General features: G+C 56.5%; 12 protein-coding genes. 10 read left to right on the top strand and 2 right to left on the bottom strand.

Annotated features, from left to right (window positions below):
* The first annotated feature begins 280 nt into the window (after positions 1-280).
* Together hydA and arcC are read left to right on the top strand one after the other, a co-directional pair.
* Positions 281-1,681, top strand: coding sequence for a dihydropyrimidinase (gene hydA, locus ACLQ7H_RS04710; protein WP_411751668.1), 1,401 nt, complete (start codon positions 281-283; stop codon positions 1,679-1,681).
* 26 nt (positions 1,682-1,707) lie between these two features.
* On the top strand, positions 1,708-2,640 hold the full coding sequence (arcC, locus tag ACLQ7H_RS04705) for a carbamate kinase (RefSeq protein ID WP_024531380.1): 933 nt from the start codon (positions 1,708-1,710) through the stop codon (positions 2,638-2,640).
* A 60-nt stretch (positions 2,641-2,700) separates the two neighbouring features.
* Here arcC and yqeB read toward each other — a convergent pair whose 3' ends face one another.
* Together yqeB and yqeC are read right to left on the bottom strand one after the other, a co-directional pair.
* Positions 2,701-4,290 carry a selenium-dependent molybdenum cofactor biosynthesis protein YqeB gene (gene yqeB / locus ACLQ7H_RS04700; protein WP_411751667.1) on the bottom strand — a complete coding sequence of 530 codons (1,590 nt, stop codon included), beginning with the start codon at positions 4,288-4,290 and terminating at the stop codon, positions 2,701-2,703.
* A 28-nt stretch (positions 4,291-4,318) separates the two neighbouring features.
* Positions 4,319-5,095 (bottom strand): selenium cofactor biosynthesis protein YqeC, encoded by a 777-nt coding sequence (gene yqeC / locus ACLQ7H_RS04695; protein ID WP_411751666.1) that lies wholly within the window; start codon positions 5,093-5,095, stop codon positions 4,319-4,321.
* A gap of 468 nt (positions 5,096-5,563) precedes the next feature.
* On the opposite strand from yqeC, the gene ygfK reads away from it, so the two are divergent.
* The 8 genes from ygfK to ACLQ7H_RS04655 form a co-directional block, all read left to right on the top strand.
* A complete protein-coding gene (ygfK, locus tag ACLQ7H_RS04690) occupies positions 5,564-8,671 on the top strand; it encodes a putative selenate reductase subunit YgfK (RefSeq protein WP_411751665.1) in 3,108 nt (1,035 codons plus the stop codon).
* A gap of 2 nt (positions 8,672-8,673) precedes the next feature.
* Positions 8,674-10,002 carry a putative aminohydrolase SsnA gene (ssnA, locus tag ACLQ7H_RS04685; RefSeq protein ID WP_411751664.1) on the top strand — a complete coding sequence of 443 codons (1,329 nt, stop codon included), beginning with the start codon at positions 8,674-8,676 and terminating at the stop codon, positions 10,000-10,002.
* A 53-nt stretch (positions 10,003-10,055) separates the two neighbouring features.
* Positions 10,056-10,829, top strand: coding sequence for a molybdopterin-dependent oxidoreductase FAD-binding subunit (gene ygfM, locus ACLQ7H_RS04680; protein WP_411751663.1), 774 nt, complete (start codon positions 10,056-10,058; stop codon positions 10,827-10,829).
* The gene (locus tag ACLQ7H_RS04675) at positions 10,829-13,708 is read left to right on the top strand and encodes a molybdopterin-dependent oxidoreductase Mo/Fe-S-binding subunit (RefSeq protein ID WP_411751669.1); all 2,880 of its coding nucleotides are present in this window, start codon (positions 10,829-10,831) and stop codon (positions 13,706-13,708) included. Before ygfM ends, ACLQ7H_RS04675 begins: the two co-directional genes overlap by 1 nt.
* 237 nt (positions 13,709-13,945) lie before the next feature.
* On the top strand, positions 13,946-15,361 hold the full coding sequence (locus ACLQ7H_RS04670; protein ID WP_411751662.1) for a nucleobase:cation symporter-2 family protein: 1,416 nt from the start codon (positions 13,946-13,948) through the stop codon (positions 15,359-15,361).
* A gap of 83 nt (positions 15,362-15,444) precedes the next feature.
* Positions 15,445-16,761 carry a guanine deaminase gene (gene guaD, locus ACLQ7H_RS04665; protein WP_411751661.1) on the top strand — a complete coding sequence of 439 codons (1,317 nt, stop codon included), beginning with the start codon at positions 15,445-15,447 and terminating at the stop codon, positions 16,759-16,761.
* Positions 16,762-16,884: 123 nt separating this feature from the next.
* Complete coding sequence (locus ACLQ7H_RS04660) at positions 16,885-18,249, top strand: NCS2 family permease (RefSeq protein ID WP_411751660.1); 1,365 nt, start codon at positions 16,885-16,887, stop codon at positions 18,247-18,249.
* Positions 18,250-18,434: 185 nt separating this feature from the next.
* Positions 18,435-18,621, top strand: a 187-nt coding sequence (locus ACLQ7H_RS04655; RefSeq protein ID WP_411751659.1) for an Rpn family recombination-promoting nuclease/putative transposase, incomplete at its 3' end; no start/stop codon positions are given.

Below are 18,621 nucleotides of genomic sequence, written 5' to 3'. Positions count from 1 at the left end.
GCCGTGCCTTTGGCTTATCTGGAAGAGTTGCAGAAATAAGCGACCCCTCACCCCAGCCCTCTCCCACAGGGAGAGGGAGCTGGCACGGTGATGTTGTCGGGTCCAGGATTTAATCTGTAACTATTTGAGTTAAAACAGAGTGCTGTAACGAGTAGTAGCACGATCGGTTCCCTCTCCCTGTGGGAGAGGGTTAGGGTGAGGGGCATATCCAGCGCCCAGCAAGCATCACACGGTTAAATACCCGGCACCCTCCGCCGGATTTTTTTATGGAGTGCCAGCAATGAAGCAGCTGATTAAGAACGGCATTCTGGTTGATAGCGACGGGCAGTACGCTCAGGATTTGTTGATTGAAAACGGGGTAATCTGCCAGCGCGACACGGCGATCGAAGCCGATAGCCAGTGTGAAGTTATCGATGCGTCCGGCTGTTACGTCATGCCTGGTGGCATCGATGTCCATACCCATTTCAATATCGATGTCGGCATCGCCCGCAGCTGCGACGATTTTTTCAGTGGTACGCGCGCGGCGGCCTGCGGCGGTACCACCACCATTATCGATCATATGGGATTTGGTCCGGCGGGCTGCAATCTCCATCACCAGCTCAACGTCTACCACCAGTATGCGGCCGGCAATGCGGCGATCGACTACGGCTTTCACGGCGTGATCCAGCATATTGACGACGGCATTCTCGAAGAGATGGCCAGCATGGTGCATGACGAAGGGATCAGCAGTTTTAAGCTGTATCTTACCTACCTCTACAAGATCGATGATGCCGACGTGCTGCGGGCCTTGGGGCAACTGCGGCAGGTTGGGGCATTGACTACCGTTCACCCAGAAAACGATGCCGCGATCGCCTTGCGCCGTGCTGCGCTGGTGGCTGCGGGTAAAACAGCACCGATCCACCACGCATTAAGCCGCCCCTTGGAATGTGAGGCGGAAGCGATTGGCCGGATGATCAATCTGGCCCATCTGGCAGACAACGCGCCGCTGTACATCGTCCATTTATCTAATGGTCTGGGGCTGGATTATTTACGTCTGGCACGCCAGCAGCGCCAACCGGTGTGGGTAGAAACCTGCCCGCAGTATCTGCTGCTCAACGAACAGTGTTACCTGCGTGAAGATGGGGCGAAATACATCCTCAGCCCGCCGCTGCGTGACCAGCGGGAGTTGGATCGCCTGTGGGTAGGCATTGCCGACGGTTCGATCGATACGGTCGCCACCGATCACTGCACTTTCCCTTATCACCAACGGCAGGCAATGGCGGCGGGGGATTTTACCCACTGCCCGAACGGCCTGCCTGGGGTCGAGAATCGCATGATGCTGCTGTTCTCTCACGGGGTGATGAGCGGGCGGATTTCCCCTTCACGCTTTGTGGCGCTCACCAGCAGCAACCCGGCGCGGTTGTTCGGCCTGTGGCCGCGTAAAGGCAATCTAAACCCCGGTGCAGATGCCGACGTGGTGATCTTTGATCCGCGCCAATCCACGGTGATCAACCACGCTCGGCTTCATGACAATGCGGACTATTCCCCTTATGAAGGTTTTCAGTGCCAGGGCGCGCCGGTGCTGACGATATGCCGGGGTGAAATCGTGGCACGCAATGGCGAATTTACCGGGCGGCAGGGATACGGGCAGTTCTTGCAGCGTCGACCTTTCAATGCCCAGATCGCGGCAAAAATGGGGTAACACCTCACTAAACAACAAGGATCAAAATGAACAAGAAAATAGTTCTGGCATTGGGCGGTAACGCATTGGGTGAGGGCCTGGCGGAACAGATGCAGGCGGTCAAAACTACCGCGCGGGCGATTGTCGATTTAATTGAGCACGGCCACCAGGTGGTGGTCACCCACGGCAATGGCCCTCAGGTGGGCATGATCAACCTGGCGTTTGAGGCGGCGGCAAAAAGTGAAGCCCATACGCCGATGCTGCCGATGTCGGTGTGCGTTGCGTTGAGCCAGGGATATATAGGTTACGATCTGCAAAATGCCCTGCGTGAAGAGTTGCTCGATCGCAATATCGTCAAACCGGTAGCCACGCTGATCACCCAGGTGATCGTCAACGGCAGCGATCCGGCGTTCCTCAATCCCACCAAGCCGATTGGCTCGTTCTTTACCAAGGCCGAAGCCAGCCAACTGACCAAGAACGGTTACAACATGGTAGAGGATGCGGGCCGTGGCTACCGCCGGGTTGTGGCTTCGCCCAAGCCGATCGACATCGTGGAGAAAGAAACGGTACGCGCCATGATGGAGGCCGGGCAGGTGGTGATCACCGTGGGGGGGGGCGGTATTCCGGTGATCCGCGAAGGTAACCACCTGCGGGGAGCCAGCGCGGTGATCGATAAAGACTGGGCCAGTGCCAAACTGGCAGAGATGATTGATGCCGATATGCTGATCATCCTCACCGCGGTGGAAAAGGTGGCGATCAACTTTGGCAAACCGAATGAGCAATGGCTGGAGCAGTTGAGCATTGCCGATGCCCAGCGCTTTATCGAAGAAGGGCACTTTGCCAAAGGCTCAATGCTGCCGAAGGTAGAGGCGGCGGTGGCGTTTGCCGAATCCAAGCCAGGGCGTCAGGCGTTAATCACGGTATTGAGCAAGGCTCAGCAGGGCATTGAAGGCAAAACCGGCACGGTGATTAGCCATTAATCATAGACACCAGACTCACAAGAGGCGCTGCATACTGCACCCCTTGTGAGTCAACAATCGCTATCTGCGCCCAAGTTTCATAATGGCTTCAAGCACCGCCCCGGCGATGGCCCGCGCCTTATCTGACACCGTGGTGTAATCCGCCAACGTACCGCGTGGGTCGATATCGCCGATTTTAGTGCCGGTTTTGACCTCCAGACCATCATGCAGCAAACCGCGCACCATACCAGAAAGCGGCGCAATCACCGGCACCTCGCCGCAATGAGCTACCACATCGCCCTCCTGTACCAAATCCCCTAAAGCGACGCGACATTGCATAACGCCATCGGCGGGTGCACGTATCACCCGGCGGGTTGTGTGGCCAGCGATATTGCCGGGAATACCGGTATTGGGATGGGTGTAGCCTTGATAAATCACCCGGCCCAATGCGTGGCCGCGATTGGTTTCGATTACCGCATCGCAATCCTGCCCGGCGTTGAAGCCAGGGCCGAGAGCCACGGTGAACGGAGCCATATTGCGGTGAGTCCCCAGATTTTGCTTGGCCAGAATAGCGTCCACCAGAAAACGGGGTTTGAGCTGCTCCAGGCTACGAGTCTCTGGGTCAACCAGCAGCGGGATCTCGCCACGGTTGATGATGTCAAAGGCTTCATTGACGTCGTTGGCCAGGCAGGCGGTGACGCCCTCCACGCAGGTTTTGCCGTCAAACATCGCTTGAGCAAATGCCACCGTCCGGCGGATGGCGGTCGGTTGGGCAATGTCCAGCATGATGACCTGAAAACCGGCATGATACAGCCGCAGCGCTACGCCAGTGGCGATATCGCCTGCGCCACGGATCACCACCAGCTTGTCGCGCGTTAAGCGGATGTCATTTTTCATCAGCCCGCCAGCGGATTGGTTGCGTACCTGCAACAGCTCTGCCAGCACGCTAATGGCGATTTCTTCCGGCGTTTCTGCGCCGATGCTGTAGCCGACCGGGGCATGCAGTCTGGTAAGCTTGTCATCATCCACGCCGCGCTGGCGCAACTGTTGGGTAAAGGTCTGCACCTTGCGGCGGCTGGCAAGCAATCCCAGATAGCGCAGCGGCTGCTCGATCAGCACGTTGAGCGCCTCGCAATCCTGATTGTTGGTGGCGATGATCACGAAGTTGGCAGGATCAATATTCATCTTGTCGATGGCCGCCGGGAAGGTCTCGCCATGAATCAGAGTGGTGCCCACCGGAAATAGCGCCGGGTCGAGGCTGGCCGGGTAGATATCGGCAACGTGAATATCAAAGCCCAGCGGCTTGGCGGCGTTGGCGATGGCGCGGTTGACGTGCCCGGCCCCAATCAATACCAGGCGCGGGCGCAGGCCATGCACGTCGATATATACCGACATCGCGCCACCACAGTCCGAGCCTACCGCATCCTGCCCGGTGCGTGCCATACGGCCATGAAACACCCTGGCCTTGCGCTCCGCAATGGCATCAATTGCCTGTTCAATCACCAGGCGTTCGATCATGCCGCCACCGATAGTGCCAATACAGTCACCATCGGCCATCACCAGCATTTGCCCCGAATGGCGCGGTGTAGATCCACGGCTTTCGATAATCTGGGCGAGCGCAAAGGGCCGGTTTTGTTCTTCTAAACGTGCAGCTTCGGCGAAGATATTCATTATGACCTCGTCAATAACCTCAGAAATATTATCGTGTTAAGCACCGTATCAGGTGGTGGATCGCCGGGGTCTCTTGCACTGCGCCAAACCAGATGGCACTGAGCGCCAGCTCTGGCCGCAGCAGGTTTTGCCAACTGGCTGCCAGTTGATTATCACAATGAGAAACCTGATTGATCAGCCAGACTCGCCGTGCCTGGGGTGGCGTGCCTTTGAACATCCCGTCAGGGTGCGCGATCAGGGTGTCGAATACCTGGTGATCCAATATTTCACTGGCACCGACCCCCGTCAGCGTTGAGAAAATCGCCCAACGATGAATTTGCTGTGGGTCTGCAGGACGATCGATCACCTGGCCTCCGGTTAGCGCGATAACACAATCACTGCGGGAGGGGATGCAAGGTTCATGCCTTGCCGGGGCTTTCAGGGGTAATCCTCGGGAGCCATCCGCCTCGACCAGGATCACGTCGAAGGCTCCACGCTGTTTGATTTCGTCGATTTGCTCGGGGGTTAACCCGATAACCTTGTTATCCTGCGGTTGATAATGACTGAAGCAGGCGGTAATGGCCGGGGCGCTGCTGGTGGTGGGCGGTTGACCTATCACTAGGCTGTGGTAATTGGCGGCGGTGGGCAGGTACATCTTGGTGGTGGTGGTGAACAGCACACGCTTGCCTTGGTGATAAAATACCTGTGCCAGCCAGTGCAGGGTGCTGGTTTTGCCCCCGGCACCAATCAGGGCGATCAGCAGCGGCTGGCCCCGATCGAGGCGGTGATATTCCTCATTGAAGAGTTCTCTGAAGGTGGGCGTCATAAATAGCCTGTTTTGTGAGTCAGAAAGCGGGGTAAATATCCGTGATTTAACCGATAACCAATCTGCGGTTTTTTCAGGATAGATTGCCGATTTAATCGCAAACAACCTTGATGTAATCGATATTTGGCAAACATTCATACTTTATCGATTGCGGTCTCGTTTTTAACCGGAGTATTTTTTGGCCGTATCAAAGTGATAGCTGGCGATGTTTTTTTGATAATTGATTCTATTAGCGTAGCCGTGATGGTTAAGCGACTAGCTGCATTGATTTTTATTCGCACTTGCGAGAGTGAGCCCGTTCACAAATAAAATTAACAATTAGAACTGCCTCACGAATTTAACCGCTGCCCAACTCCATTGGGAGATTTGGCCTGATTGTTGCTGCGTTATGCCTATCCGCTGTGGAAAACCGTCCTCAGGTTTTTACAGACTCATCATTCAGGCATTTCGCCGCAAGGAGATAAAGCTATGGGAGATTTAATGCGTCCCGTTCCGTTCAAGGCGCTGTTAACCCGGATTTTCGATGAATATCATGAGAGCCGGTCTATTTTTGGTATTCCAGAAAAGCAGTTTTATCGCAAACATGACGATCGGCGGATTAACGTCTTCAATGAAAGTTGTGAAACGCCACTTGGCCCAGCCGCTGGCCCGCATACTCAGTTGGCGCAGAATATCATCGTCTCCTGGCTGACCGGTGGGCGCTTTATCGAATTGAAAACCGTGCAGATCCTCGATCGGCTGGAGCTGGAAAAGCCCTGTATCGATGCCGAAGACGAATGCTTCAACACCGAATGGTCGACCGAATTTACGCTGCTCAAAGCCTATGATGAATATTTAAAAGCCTGGTTTGCCCTGCACCTGCTGGAGGAGATGTTTGACCCACGGGCCAAGGGGGAAAGTAAATCCTTCATCTTCAATATGAGCGTGGGCTATAACCTCGACGGGATTAAACAGCCGCCGATGCAGGACTTTATCCATAACATGATGGATTCTGCACAGCACCCGAAATATGCCGAGTATCAACATATTCTTGCCGCATGGGTTAAGGACGAGGGCTTTATTAGCCAGTTCGCCTTATCCGCCCAGCGTGGAGCATTGGCACAGCTGCCAGAGCATATTCCAGCGCAACTGGTCAGCGGTATTACCCTTTCGACCATGCACGGCTGCCCGCCAGATGAAATTGAAGCCATCTGCCGCTACATGCTGGCAGAAAAACGGCTCAATACCTTTGTAAAATTAAACCCGACGCTGCTGGGTTATTCGCGTGTGCGTTCCATTCTGGATAGCTGCGGGTTTGATTATGTCGGGCTGAAAGAAGAATCTTTCGAGCACGATCTCAAACTGGAGCAGGCGATTGCGATGTTGCACCGCCTGACCGCCTTGGGTAAACAGCAGCATTTAGGCTTCGGGGTTAAACTGACCAATACCTTGGGGGCGATCAACCATAAAGGCGCCTTGCCGGGCGAAGAGATGTATATGTCCGGGCGCGCACTGTTCCCGCTTTCCATCAACGTGGCGGCGGTTCTCTCCCGTGAATTCAACGGGGAACTGCCGATTTCCTATTCCGGCGGGGCAAGCAAGTTTAACGTCCGCGAGATTTTTGACACCGGTATCCGGCCAATTACCATGGCCACCGATCTGCTCAAGCCCGGCGGCTATTTACGCCTGACGGAATGTATGCAAGAGCTGGACGCTTCCGATAGCTGGCAGATGACGCGCATTGATGTCGATAAGCTGCAAGCGCTGGCAGACAAGGCCGTCAGCATGGAGTACACCCAGAAACACTGGAAATCAACGGATCGTATCGACGCTGGTGGCCCACTGCCGATGATTGACTGCTACGTGGCTCCTTGCGTCACCGCCTGTGCCATTAAACAGGATATCCCAGAATATATCCGGCTGCTGGGCGAACAGCGCTATGCCGATGCGTTGGAGCTGATTTATCAACGTAACGCTTTGCCAGCCATCACCGGGCATATCTGCGATCACCAGTGTCAGTACAACTGCACCCGTCTTGATTACGACAGCGCGCTGAACATCCGCGAACTGAAAAAAGTGGCGTTGGAGAAGGGCTGGGATGAGTATCAGCGCCGCTGGCATAAACCGGCAGGTTCTGGCAGCAAACGCCCGGTCGCCATTTTGGGGGCTGGCCCGGCGGGTCTGTCTGCTGGGTACTTCCTGGCGCGGGCTGGGTATCAGGTTACGCTGTTTGAGCGTGAGGCCAATGCGGGCGGGGTGGTGAAAAACATCATTCCACAGTTCCGCATTCCGGCGGAGCTTATCGAGCACGATATCGACTTCGTGGCCGCACACGGCGTGAAGATGGTTTATGGCTGCGATCCCGATCTGACCGTCGACAAACTGCAACAGCAGGGCTTTGACTACGTGTTTATCGGTATCGGCACCGATAAAAACAGCGGCGTGAAGCTGGCGGGCAATAACCGCAACGTCCACAAATCCTTGCCGTTCCTGCGTGATTTCAACCTCGGTAAGCCCATGAACCTGGGCAAACACGTGGCCGTGGTCGGTGCCGGTAACACGGCAATGGACTGTGCCAGGGCCGCGTTGAAAGTGCCAGGTGTGCAGGATGTCACAGTGCTGTATCGCCGCACGCTCAATGAGATGCCAGCCTACCGTGAAGAGTATCAGGAGGCGGTAGAGGACAACGTACAGTTTATGTTCCTCACTAACCCGGAACACTTTGATGCCAATGGCACCTTGACGGCCAGGGTGATGGCGCTGGGGGAGCCGGATGAGAAGGGGCGCCGCCGCCCGGTCGCTACCGAACAGACTTTGACGCTGCAGATGGATACCTTGATCACCGCCATTGGCGAGCAGGCTGACGAGGAGGTGCTGCATAAGCTGGGCGTACCGTTGGATGATGCGGGCTATCCGCAGGTCAACACCGCCACCGGCGAAACCACCCGGCCTAACGTTTTCCTGATCGGCGACGTGCAGCGTGGCCCGTCATCCATTGTTGCTGCCATCGGTAGCGCCCGCAACGCCGCCGAAACCGTGCTGGCGCGGGAAAATGTCAAAACCCATCACGCCGATAAATACTGGTCGAACCTCGATCCGGCGGAAATCTATCGCCGCAAAGGCACTATTTCAGTAGCGCTGGTGGATAAGACCGAGCGCGAAGCCTTCGTGGCCCAAGAGGCCCAGCGCTGTCTGGAATGTAACTACGTGTGCAGCAAATGCGTCGACGTTTGCCCGAACCGTGCCAACGTATCCATTGCCATACCGGGCTTCCAGGATCGTTTCCAGACCCTGCACCTGGACGCCTACTGCAACGAATGCGGCAACTGCGCCCAGTTCTGCCCGTGGCAGGGTAAGCCATACAAAGACAAAGTGACGATCTACAGTCTGGCGCAGGACTTTGCCAACAGCACCAATCCAGGGTTCCTGGTGGACGGGGCGCAGGTCAGCGTACGGCAGGACGGCAAGCTTTACCAACTGCAGATCGATAGCGACGGCCAGCTTGAGCAAGTGCCATCGGAACTGCAGGAGATGTGCCGCATTATCAGCCATGTGCACACTCATCATCATTATCTCCTTGGCCAGGTGGAGGTGTAATCATGCTGATATTAACCAATGCAACCGGCGTGCAGCTTGATCCTGCCAGCGTACAGCACGGTATCGATATCGCCATTGAAGGGGCGTTGATCAAAGAGGTGGGCCAAGGGTTGGCGGCCAAATATCCCCAGGCAGAAGTGCGCAATATGCACGGCAAATGGGTGATGCCAGGGATTGTGTGCGCCCATAACCATTTCTACTCCGGGTTATCGCGCGGGATTATGGCCAACATCGCGCCAAGTCCGGATTTTATCTCCACGCTGAAGAACCTGTGGTGGCGGCTGGATCGGGCGCTGGATGAGGAATCGCTGTATTACAGCGGCCTGATCTGCTCGCTGGAAGCTATCAAGACCGGCTGTACGGCGGTGATCGATCACCACGCCTCACCCAACTTTATCGCCGGTTCGCTGAAAACCCTGCGTGCAGGCTTTATTGAGACCGGGCTGCGCGGCATGACCTGTTTTGAAACCACCGATCGCAACGGCGGGGAGGGCGAGCTGCGGGCTGGCGTGGAGGAGAATATTGCCTTTGCCCAGTTGATCGACGTCGCCAAAAAAGCCGGTAAGGAGCCTTACCTGGTGGAGGCGCATATTGGCGCTCACGCACCGTTCACGGTATCTGATGCCGGGTTGGAGATGCTGCAAGCGGCGGTTAAAACTACTGGCCGTGGTCTGCATATTCACGCCGCCGAGGACAGCTACGACGTATCCCACAGCCACGACAAATATGGCAAGGATCTGATCGAGCGTCTGGCGCAATACGACCTGATCGGGTCAAAAACGTTGGTCGCCCACGGTCTGTATCTGTCTGCGGCGGATATCGAGCTGATCAACCAGCAGGATGCCTTCCTGGTGCACAACGCCCGCTCCAATATGAACAACCACGTGGGCTATAACCATCAGTTGGCGCAGTACCGCAACCTCGCGCTAGGCACCGACGGCATCGGCTCAGACATGTTTGAAGAGCTGAAGTTTGCCTTCTTCAAACACCGTGATACGGGTGGGCCGCTGTGGCCAGATAGCTTTGCTCGCTTCCTGGCCAACGGTAATCAACTGCTGGCGCGCAACTTTGGTGCCAACTTCGGCTGCCTGGCCGCCGGTTATAAAGCGGATCTGACTATCTGCGACTACCCGTCACCCACGCCGCTGGCGGCGCAAAATATCGGCGGACATCTGGCCTTCGGCATGGGGGCTGGCAGCGTCAACAGCGTGATGGTGGAAGGGCGCATGGTCTATCAGGATCGCCAGTTCCCGTTCGATGTGGAACCGATCTACGCCGAGGCGCGCAAGGTCGCGGCCAAGCTGTGGCAGCGTATGGATGCCTTGAACTAAACCGGTCGCCGCCCTGCGAGCACCGGGGCGGCTGACATTGATGAGGGTGCAACATGATTGAGCAATTCTATCGGCCAGAGTCGGTGCAGCAGGCGCTAGAGCTAAAACGCCAGTTCCACCAGGATGCCGTCTATTTCGCCGGCGGTAGCAAATTAAACGCCACACCCACTAAAACACGGCAAAAGATTGCCATCGCGCTGTCGCAGCTGGGCCTGGATCAGGTGAGCTGGCAGCAAGGGGCATTGCATATCGGTGCCACCATTACCTTACAGCATTTAATGGATACCCAGCTTATCCCGCAGGCCCTGCGTGAGGCGCTGGGTTTTGTCTATTCCCGCCATGTTCGTAATCAGGCCACGCTGGGCGGTGAAGTGGTCTCGGCGGCGAAAGACTCGGTGCTGCTGCCGGTGCTGCTGGCATTGAGTGCCCAGGTGGTGGTGGGCAGCGGCAAGACGATGGCGCTGGAAGATTATCCGCTGTGCGGCGGCAGTGAATTACTGCTGGCGGTGGTACTGCCAGATCCTTACCGTACCTGCGCTACCCGTAAAATTGCCCGTTCAGCGGCGGGGTTGCCGGTGGTGACTGCGGCGGTATCCCGCGATGCGCAGGCGAAAATTCGTATCGCCCTGAGCGGCGTGGTGACACCTGGCCGCCTGCGTGATGCAGAGAACAGTGGCCTGAGCGGTCCGGCGTTGGAGCAGGCGGTGGCGCAGATGATATCTCCGCCAGATGACATCTGTGGCAGCCGCGCCTATAAGCGCTATATCACCGGTGTGGTGGTGGCAGACCTGTTGGCGGCTTGCCAGGCATCAGGGGAGAAAGCATGATGAATATTCGCTTTACGCTTAACGACATCCCGCAGGAGACGCAGTGCCAACCCGGTGAAAACGTCCAGCAACTGCTGTTCAAGATGGGAATGCATTCGGTCCGCAATAGCGATGACGGCTTCGGGTTTGCCGGTTCGGACGCGATCCTGCTTAACGGCGTGGTGGTCAACGCCTCGTTGCTGATCGCCGCCCAGTTGGATAATGGCGCGGTGACCACGGCCGAAGCGCTGGGGAGCTGGAACCAGCTCAGCCTGGTGCAACAGGCGATGGTGGACGTGGGGATCGTCCAGTCCGGCTATAACGATGCGGCGGCGGCGCTGATCCTAACGGATCTGTTGGCCCGCATCGAGGAACCAACGCGCGCGCAAATAGACGATGCGCTGTCGGGCTTGTTCAGCCGTGATGCCGGTTATCAGCAGTTCTATCAGGTCGTAGCGCTGGCGGTGGCTCGTCGTAACGATCCCGTATTCCAGTCGCTCGCCGCTCCTGAGTTCCGTAGCGATCTGAACGTGGTCGGTAAGCTGTGTCCTAAGGTGGACGCGGCGAAAATGGTACAGGCCAAGCCTTGTTATGTGGAGGACCGCGTGACCCGCAATGCCTGCATCATCAAGATGCTGCGTAGTCCGCATCCCCATGCCTTGATCACGCATCTGGACGTTAGCAAAGCCGAGGCGTTGCCAGGGGTGGTGCATGTGATCACCCATCGCAACTGCCCGGATATTTATTACACCCCCGGTGGGCAGAGCGCGCCAGAACCTTCACCGCTGGATCGCCGGATGTTTGGCCAAAAGCTGCGTCACGTGGGTGACCGGGTGGCGGCGGTAGTGGCCGAGAGCGAAGAGATTGCGTCGGCCGCGCTGGCGTTGATCGACGTCGAATACCAGGTGCTTAAACCGGTGATGTCGATCGATGAAGCGATGGCGGAAGGGGCTCCGCTGGTACACGACGAGCCGATTGTCTACGTCCACGGCGCACCGGACGACCTGGCCGAGCAGAATCAGGGCAGCGCACAGCGTGGCACCGAACATGTGACGATCAACTTCCCGATTGGTGCCAAACCTCACAGCAATATTGCCGCCGCGGTTCATGGGCGCATTGGCAACGTGGAGCAGGGCTTTGCCGAGGCGGACGTGGTGCTGGAGCGCACCTACGAATCCAAACAGGTGCAGCAGTGCCCGGCGGAAATGCACGTCTGCTACACCTACATGGACGGCGATCGGCTGGTGATCCACGCGTCAACCCAGGTGCCTTGGCACCTGCGCCGCCAGGTTGCCAGGATCGTCGGGCTCAAGCAGCATAAGGTCCACGTGATCAAAGAGCGGGTCGGCGGCGGCTTTGGCTCCAAGCAGGATATCCTGCTGGAAGAGGTGTGTGCCTGGGCTACCTGCGTGACCGGCCGTGCGGTCTATTTCCACTATACCCGCGAAGAAGAGTTTATCAGCAACACTTCGCGCCACGTGGCCAAGGTGCGGGTGAAGATTGGGGCGAAAAAAGACGGCCGCCTGACGGCGATCGACATGAATTTCCTGGCCAATACCGGCCCTTATGGCAACCATGCGCTAACGGTGCCCAGCAACGGCCCGGCGCTGTCGCTGCCGCTCTATCCCTGCGATAACGTCAATTTCCAGGTGACCACCTATTACAGTAACATCTGCCCGAACGGCGCTTATCAGGGGTACGGTGCGCCAAAAGGCAACTTCGCCCTGACCATGATCCTGGCGGAGATGGCGGAAAAACTGCAGATGGATCCGCTGGATATTATTGAGCGCAACCGGGTGGTTGAAGGGCAAGAGTTGAAAATCCTCGGGGCGATTGGCGAGGGTAAAATGCCGACCTCGGTGCCAAGTGCCGCCAGCTGTTCGCTGGAGCCGATTTTGCGTAAAGGGCGTGAGCTGATCCAGTGGCGCTCACCGAAAGTCAGTCAGGGAGACTGGCAGATTGGCCGTGGCGTGGCCATTATCATGCAAAAATCCGGTATTCCGGATATCGATCAGGCCAACTGCATGATCAAGCTGGAGTCGGACGGTACCTTTATCGTGCATTCCGGCGGGGCGGATATCGGTACCGGGCTGGATACGGTCGTGGGCAAACTGGCGGCAGAAGTGCTGTGCTGTCCGTTCTCCGAGGTGCATGTGATCTCAGGTGATACCGATCATGCCCTGTTTGATAAAGGGGCCTACGCCTCTTCCGGCACCTGCTTCTCCGGCAATGCGGCGAAGAATGCGGCGGAAAATCTCAGGAAGAAAATCCTGTTCCACGGCGCGCAGATGCTGGGTGAGCCAGAAAGCGACGTCACGCTGGTGGTTCCAGGCGTGGTGCGCGGTAAACAGGGCGAAGTGACGTTCGCACAGATTGCCCATAAGGCAGAGACGGGCACCGGCTTTGGCACCCTGGTGGCCACCGCCAGCTATATCTCTTCTGACTTTGCCTTCCCGTTTGGCGCCAACTTTGCCGAAGTGGCGGTCAATGTGCGCAGCGGGGAGATCCGGTTGGATAAGTTTTATGCCTTGCTCGATTGCGGCACCCCGGTTAACCCGGAGCTGGCGCTGGGGCAGATCTATGGGGCTTCAATGCGTGCCATCGGCCACAGCATGACGGAAGAGATCATCTATGATAGCCAAGGCTCGCCGATCACCCGAGATCTGCAAAGCTATGGCGCACCGAAGATTGGTGATATCCCGCTGGACTTCCAAGCGTTCCTGGTGCCCAGCGACGATCGGGTGGGGCCGTACGGGGCCAAGTCGATCTCCGAGATTGGCGTCAACGGGGCGGCTCCGGCCATCGCCATGGCGATCCACGATGCCTGTGGCGTTTGGCTGCGCGAATGGCATTTCACCCCTGAGAAGATCTTGAGGGGGTTAAATAAACTGTCAGCGTAGATTCTGTAATAAGTCGTACCGGGATAGTGGCCAATCAAGGTCATTATCCCGCTATACCTGCCGCGTTAAACCGGCGGCGGGTATAAACGATTCAATATATTAGCCAAAGGCTAATCTGTTATTGCCGCCATATATGAGCTAATCGCTCAGGCTAGCCCGTGGATTTAACATGGCGAAAGTGCAGGGCGTGGAGCTTATTGAATCAGATGATCAAATTTACTGGAATGGAGTAAAGAGATGTCTGATATGCCTACTTCAAATAACGACCTTATTTATCGGGTGGAAGATAAACCCCCCTTTGACCAATGCATCGTGGGGGCGATCACCCATTTACTGGCTATTTTTGTGCCGATGGTGGCCCCGGCGTTAATTGTCGGCACCGCGCTGGGGTTGCCGCCGGACGTCACGGCCTATCTGGTTTCGATGGCAATGATTGCCTCAGGGATTGGCACCTGGTTGCAGGTGAATCGCTATGGCCGCGTCGGCTCTGGCTTATTGTCCATTCAATCGGTCAACTTTTCCTTTGTGACGGTGATGATCGCCTTGGGCAGCACCATGAAAGCCGATGGCATGCATGTGGAAGCGATCATGTCCACTCTGCTGGGCATCTCTTTTGTTGGGGCATTCCTAGTGGTGGGCTCCTCGTTTATTCTGCCCTATCTGAAACGGGTGATCACGCCCACGGTGAGCGGCATTGTAGTGCTGATGATTGGCCTGAGCCTGATCAAGGTGGGCATTATCGATTTTGGCGGCGGTTATTCAGCGAAAAGCAGCGGCACCTTTGGTAACTACGAAAATATTGGTATCGGCTTGTTGGTGCTGTTGGTGGTGATCGGGTTTAACTGTTGCCAGAATGCATTATTGCGCATGGGGGGCATCGCCATCGGCTTGATTGTCGGTTATGTCGTCGCTTTGTGCCTGGGCATGGTGGATTTCTCGGTGATGCAAAACCTGCCGGTAATGCCCGTTCCCATTCCCTTTAAGTACGGTTTCTCTTTCGATCTGCATGCCTTCCTGGTGGCTGGCATCATCTATCTGCTCAGCGTGTTGGAGGCGGTCGGCAGTATCACCGCTACCGCAATAGTGTCCGAGCAGCCCATCAAGGGGGATGAATATACCGCACGCCTGAGCGGTGGAGTGCTGGCAGATGGGCTGGTATCGGTGATTGCCGCCATGCTGGGCTCGTTGCCACTGACGACATTTTCCCAGAATAACGGTGTGATCCAGATGACCGGCGTCGCCTCGCGTCATATCGGCAAATATATCGCCGTGATCCTGGTGGTGCTGGGGCTGTTCCCCGTCATTGGCCGCTTCTTTACCACTATCCCGGCGCCAGTGCTGGGGGGCGCGATGACGCTGATGTTCTCGATGATCGCCATTGCCGGGATACGCATCATTATCTCCGACGGCTTAAACCGTCGCGAAACCATCATCGTCGCCACCTCGCTGGGGTTGGGCCTTGGTGTCTCTTACGATCCGGAAGTGTTTCGTGTTTTGCCCGAGTCGATTTATGTGCTGGTGGAAAACCCGATCTGTGCCGGTGGGCTCACGGCCATTTTCCTCAATTTGCTGATACCTCAGAACCAGCGTGAGAAACCTGGCGTCCAGGAGGACGAGTTCGAGGTGGTTACAGCGGAAAAAAACACCGATTGAGATTGCTGACAAAGGTTACGTAGGGGCGCTGTATGCGGCACCCGCCTGGCAACATCCGTTTTATGGTGACAAGGAATTTCAGTATGGAGAGTGAACAATCAATCAAGGCCGTGCGGGGCAGTTTTCTCGATATCACCCGCACCGTACAGCATCCGGAAGAAATCGCGGGACATCTGCGCTTTATTAAAGACGGGCTACTGATCATTCGTGATGGGCGGGTGGAGTGGTTTGGCGACTGGGAAGAGGGGCACCACCAGATCCCCGACAGCATCCGGGTGCGCGACTACAGCGGTAAAATGATCGTGCCAGGGTTTGTCGACACCCATATTCATTATCCGCAGTGTGAAATGGTAGGAGCCTATGGCGAACAGCTGCTGGACTGGCTGAACAAGCACACCTTCCCGGCGGAGAAGCGCTATAACGATCTGGAATACGCCCGGGAGATGTCGGCGTTTTTCATCAAGCAGCTGCTGCGTAATGGTACCACCACCGCGCTGGTGTTCGGCACCGTCCATCCCGAATCGGTAGAGGCGCTGTTTGAGTCGGCGCGCCATATCAATATGCGGATGATCGCCGGTAAGGTGATGATGGATCGCAACGCGCCCGATTACCTACTGGATACCCCAGAAAGCAGCTATAGCCAAACCAAGGCGCTGATTGAGCGCTGGCATAACAATGGCCGCCTGTTGTACGCCATCACCCCACGCTTTGCGCCAACCTCCTCACCGGAACAGTTGGAGATGGTGCAACGCCTGCGCCAGGAATATCCGGATGTTTACCTGCATACCCACCTGTCGGAAAACAAGGATGAAGTGGCTTGGGTGAAAGCCCTGTATCCAGAGCACAAAAATTATCTCGATGTTTACCATCATTACGGCATGACCGGCAGAAAAAGCGTATTTGCCCACTGTGTACATCTGGAGGACGTCGAGTGGGATTGCCTGCACCAGACCCAATCTTCCATCGCCTTTTGCCCGACCTCCAACCTGTATCTCGGCAGCGGCCTGTTTAATTTGCCCAACGCCTGGCGGAAAAGGGTGCGGGTGGGGATGGGCACCGATATTGGCGCGGGCACCACCTTCAACATGCTGCAAACGCTGAATGAGGCTTACAAAATCATGCAGCTGCAGGGCTACCGGCTCTCGGCATATGAGGCGTTTTATCTGGCGACGTTGGGCGGGGCCGATGCTCTGGGGCTGGCGGACACCATTGGTAACTTCAACCTGGGGAAAGAGGCGGACTTTGTGGTGCTGGAGCCGACGGCCACGCCGCTGCAGCAGCTGCGCTACGACAACTCAAAAACCTTGATGGATAAGCTGTTTGTCATGATGACGCTAGGGGATGACCGGTCGATCTATCGCACCTATGTCGATGGCCGGCTGGTGTATGAACGTACTTAACTAACCGCACTGCAATTTGCCAGGATTGGCGTTACCCCAAGCGAGTGCCGTTGCGGCCAGACGATAATGCCGTAACGGCAAGCCTGCGGGGTAGGTGAGTGTAAACTTTCAGAGGGCATTAATATGTCTAATAATTTATCGCAGGCGACGTCAGCAAAAGCGGCCAGCTCGCTAGACAGCTATTTTAAAATTAGCGAGCGGGGCAGCAGCGTACGGCAAGAAGTGTTGGCAGGGTTGACCACCTTTTTGGCTATGGTCTATTCGGTGATCGTGGTGCCTGGCATGTTGGGCAAGGCAGGTTTCCCTCCTGCGGCGGTGTTTGTTGCTACCTGCCTGGTTGCCGGTGTCGGTTCACTGGTGATGGGCCTGTGGGCTAATTTGCCGATGGCCATTGGCTGCGCCATCTCGTTGACGGCATTTACCGCTTTCAGCCTGGTGCTTGGCCAGCACATCAGCATACCGGTCGCCCTGGGGGCTATCTTCCTGATGGGGCTGATATTTACCGCCATTTCGGTAACCGGGGTGCGTTCATGGATCCTGCGTAACCTGCCGATGGGCATAGCGCATGGCACCGGGATTGGTATCGGCTTGTTCCTGCTGCTGATTGCTGCCAACGGCGTCGGTATGGTGATCAAGAACCCGCTGGACGGTTTGCCGGTGGCGCTGGGGTCATTTGTCTCTTTCCCGGTGATGATGTCGTTGCTCGGCTTGGCGATGATCCTCGGGCTGGAGAAACTGCGCGTGCCGGGTGGGATTTTATTGGTGATTATCGGTATTTCCCTGATCGGCCTGATTTTTGACCCGAATGTAAGATATCAGGGGCTGTTTGCGCTGCCGAGCCTGACCGGGTCAGATGGTAGCTCGCTGATTTTCAGCCTGGATATCAAAGGGGCGTTGAACCCGGCGATACTGCCCAGCGTATTGGCATTGGTAATGACGGCTGTGTTTGACGCCACTGGCACCATCCGGGCGGTAGCCGGGCAGGCTAACCTGCTGGACAAGGATGGGCAGATTATCAACGGTGGCCGTGCGTTAACCGCCGACTCCATGAGCAGTATGTTCTCTGCGCTGGTTGGGGCTTCACCGGCTGCGGTATATATCGAGTCGGCTGCGGGGACGGCTGCTGGTGGTAAAACCGGCATGACGGCGGCGGTCGTTGGCGTACTGTTCCTGCTGATCCTGTTCTTGTCACCGCTGTCTTATCTGGTCCCCGGTTATGCGACGGCACCGGCGCTGATGTATGTGGGTCTGCTGATGCTGAGCAACGTGGCCAAGCTGGATTTTGACGACTTTGTCGATGCCATGTCCGGCCTGGTGTGCGCGGTATTTATCGTACTGACCTGTAACATTGTCACCGGCATCATGCTGGGCTTCAGCACGTTGGTGATTGGCCGCGTGTTCTCTAACGAGTGGCGTAAGCTGAATATTGGCACGGTGATTATCGCGGTGGCGCTGGTGGCATTCTATGCCGGTGGCTGGGCTATTTGATGGGGTAACCGAGCCGATTGCTGACCAACTTACACTCGATGCTAAAGGTAGGGGCGCTGCATGCTGCGCCCACTATCAGCGTTCAACCTCGTTTTGCGAGTTAACTCCAGAGGTTGCACGCAGGTAATTTTAACCACGTTCAGCTTGTAGTAGGTTTGGCTCATGTTTTGTCCAGGATGACCGACATGAAAAAACCTACCCCTACTACGCATGATGCGGTTTTTAAGCAGTTCCTCACCCATCCCGCCACGGCCCGCGACTTTCTTGAATTGCACTTGCCGCCTGCATTGCGGCAATCTTGCGATCTGGACACGTTAAAGTTAGAGCCAGGCAGTTTTATCGAGAGCGACCTGCGTGCCTATTACTCTGATG

Source organism: Serratia sp. (in: enterobacteria) (genome assembly GCF_046715635.1).
In the GTDB taxonomy this organism is placed as follows: domain Bacteria; phylum Pseudomonadota; class Gammaproteobacteria; order Enterobacterales; family Enterobacteriaceae; genus Chania.
This window is presented reverse-complemented; position numbering and strand designations above follow the sequence as displayed.

Coding starts and splice junctions, on each gene's coding strand:
- arcC (WP_024531380.1), top strand. CDS start 1,708: ATGAACAAGAAAATAGTTCTGGCATTGGGCGGTAACGCATTGGGTGAG.
- yqeC (WP_411751666.1), bottom strand. CDS start 5,095: ATGACGCCCACCTTCAGAGAACTCTTCAATGAGGAATATCACCGCCTC.
- ACLQ7H_RS04660 (WP_411751660.1), top strand. CDS start 16,885: ATGTCTAATAATTTATCGCAGGCGACGTCAGCAAAAGCGGCCAGCTCG.
- yqeB (WP_411751667.1), bottom strand. CDS start 4,290: ATGAATATCTTCGCCGAAGCTGCACGTTTAGAAGAACAAAACCGGCCC.
- ygfK (WP_411751665.1), top strand. CDS start 5,564: ATGGGAGATTTAATGCGTCCCGTTCCGTTCAAGGCGCTGTTAACCCGG.
- ssnA (WP_411751664.1), top strand. CDS start 8,674: ATGCTGATATTAACCAATGCAACCGGCGTGCAGCTTGATCCTGCCAGC.
- ACLQ7H_RS04675 (WP_411751669.1), top strand. CDS start 10,829: ATGAATATTCGCTTTACGCTTAACGACATCCCGCAGGAGACGCAGTGC.
- ACLQ7H_RS04670 (WP_411751662.1), top strand. CDS start 13,946: ATGTCTGATATGCCTACTTCAAATAACGACCTTATTTATCGGGTGGAA.
- ygfM (WP_411751663.1), top strand. CDS start 10,056: ATGATTGAGCAATTCTATCGGCCAGAGTCGGTGCAGCAGGCGCTAGAG.
- guaD (WP_411751661.1), top strand. CDS start 15,445: ATGGAGAGTGAACAATCAATCAAGGCCGTGCGGGGCAGTTTTCTCGAT.
- hydA (WP_411751668.1), top strand. CDS start 281: ATGAAGCAGCTGATTAAGAACGGCATTCTGGTTGATAGCGACGGGCAG.